Raw genomic sequence first — 2,371 nt, 5'->3', positions numbered from 1 at the left:
CGCGCCGGCGACGAGCAGTTTGGCGATGGTGACCTGCGGGACCGCCTCGATCCAGGCGGACCGGGTGAGGCCCGCGTAGGGCCAGTGGTCGACGGGCTTGTACGGCAGCTCGTGGTCGTCCGTGACCGGCTGGGGAGCCGAGGCCGTGTAGTCGGTGTAGCTGGCCCGGCGGAAGACCCGCACGGCGAGCGTCTGGCGCGCGCCCGGCCTCAGCGCCCCCGCCACCGGAAGCGCGAAGGGAGAGTTGGCGCCCTCGTGCTTGCCGAGATGCCTGCCGTCGAGCCAGACCTCGGCGCTGTATCCGGCCGCGAGAAAGGCGATGCGTATGTGCCGGTCACGCCAGGAGGCGGGCACGTCGACGGTGGTGCGGTACCAGGCGTAGCCGTCGCTGAAGGCGGTGCCCTTGGCGAAGGGGGCGTCCTGCGAGCCGAATCCGGGGGTGTCCAGGAGGTCCCAGGCCGCCGGGACGTCGATACGACCCCACGCCCGGTCGTCGTGATGCGCGGACTGCCAGCCCTCGTCGAGCCCCCGATCTGCGGGATCGAAGCGGAAGCGCCATTTCCGGTCCAGGGAGAGGTAGTCGCGCGTGGGCTCATGGGTGCGCCAGCCGTCGAAGGCGGGGAGGACCGCGCCGTACTGGAAGACGACCTGGGTGCCGCCGACGTCCCGCACATGGGTGCCGGAGGGCTCGGTGGCGGGGTGGGTGTCGAGCACCGGGGTTTCGAGCACCGGAGTGTTCGCGTCCTGTGCGGTCGCCGGCCAAGCCGGAAGGGCGACGAAGCCGAGGGCGCCGATTGCCGCGACGACGGTACGCCGCGACGGAAGGGTGGATTCGGTCATGGCACTTGAGACTGGGCAGTCCCGCCACCCCTGTCAAGTATTATTCATAAATAATGAATTGAGCTACCGTGCCTTCATGACCACACACATGACCACACAGCAGCAAGCAATGGCCATCACCCTGTGGGACTTCAGCTGGTACACCCAGGCGGGCCCCGGCGAGCCGTTCGCCGACATCGACCGCGCCTTCACGGAGGCGGTGGAGCGGGGCTTCAACACCGTGCGTATCTGCGCGATGCCCTTCCTGCTGTTCTCCGGACGCGTCCCCGAGCCCGAGTCGCTCCAGGTCCGGGGACTGGGCAAGGAGTTCGGGCAGCGCACCCGCTGGTACAACGTGCGAGGCGGCTATCCGCTGGACGGCCGCCGCCGGCTCGTAGAGCTGTTCGAGGCAGCCGCCCGCCACGACTGCAAGGTGATCGTGTCCTCCTGGGAGTACCAGCAGTCACCCAGCTTCGCCGACACCGACACCTGGCACCGCGCCCTGGCCGAGGTACCCGGCCCGGACCGTGCCGAGGCGGTGGCCGAAGCGCTCGCGGGGCTGCTGGACTTCCTCACCGAGCGCGGACTGGCCGAACAGGTCGCCTACGTCGAGGTCCACAACGAGGTCGACAACTGCTCCCTCGTACCGCGCGACGGCGTCACCCACTACGCCTACCTGCACGGCCCTCTCGACCGTGCGGTGAAACTGCTGCAGGCCCGGCACCCCGGCATCCCCGTCACCTACTCACTGGGCGAACCCTGGCCGAGCGAGATCGACGACCTGCCGCAGGGGGCGCGGATCGCGCACTTCCACTTCTACGTCTACGGCGTGCTCGGCGCGCTCTACGAGGCGGTGGGGCTCGGACACGGCACCGAGGCGGCACCCGAGACGGCCGCCTGGCCCACCCCCGAACTGGCCGCCATGCTGCGCCCGGACGCGCCCGCCTTCGCCGACTACCAGCCGGACGAGCCCTGGCGGCTGGCCGCCACCGGGATCCCGCGCGAACTGTTCTACGCGCACGACTGGGTGGACCCCGACCGCTGGGACCTGTGGCTCTACGAGAACTACGCGGCGCACCGGGAGGCCATGCGGGAGACGCTGGCCGGCTGGGTCGACTCCGTCGCCGACTTCGCCCGCCGGCGTGGTGTCCCCGCCGTCCTCGGCGAGGGCGTCGTCGGCTACACGCCACTGCTGACGCGCTTCGAGGACGACGCGGTCGGCAAGGACCTCGCCGAGTTCGTCGTCGACCGCTGCCTGGCGGCGGGCTTCCACGGGGTCGTCCTCACCTCCAACGCGGCCCCGCACCACCCCACTTGGCACACCGACCAGGACTGGATGCGCCGGGTGAACGCCCGCATCACGGCGAGCTGAAGGGGTGGTGCTTTCGGTCTCCGTCCAGGGACAGGACCGCCTCAAGTCGGCGAGGGCGCCGGAGTCACGCGGCACGGCGACCGCCTCGCAAGCAGGTGCCGGTCGGGCCGGGGTGACACTGTTCGCCGCCGACAACCCGATACCGGCCCTCACGCCGAACCACGGAGGCGCCGGCGCGAC

At 70.7% G+C, this 2,371-nt stretch carries 2 protein-coding genes; one reads left to right on the top strand and one right to left on the bottom strand.

Annotated elements, in window-relative coordinates:
* Nucleotides 1-840: sugar-binding domain-containing protein (locus PV396_RS44860; protein WP_319214161.1), on the bottom strand; the 840-nt coding region annotated here is incomplete at its 3' end.
* 88 nt (nucleotides 841-928) lie between these two features.
* On the opposite strand from PV396_RS44860, the gene PV396_RS44855 reads away from it, so the two are divergent.
* Complete coding sequence (locus PV396_RS44855) at nucleotides 929-2,191, top strand: cellulase-like family protein (protein WP_319214162.1); 1,263 nt, start codon at nucleotides 929-931, stop codon at nucleotides 2,189-2,191.
* Nucleotides 2,192-2,371: the final 180 nt, after the last annotated feature.

It is taken from the genome of Streptomyces sp. ME02-8801-2C (genome assembly GCF_033793965.1).
In the GTDB taxonomy this organism is placed as follows: domain Bacteria; phylum Actinomycetota; class Actinomycetes; order Streptomycetales; family Streptomycetaceae; genus Streptomyces.
The sequence above is the reverse complement of the archived record's forward strand: the minus strand, read 5'-3'. Positions and strand labels throughout refer to the sequence as shown.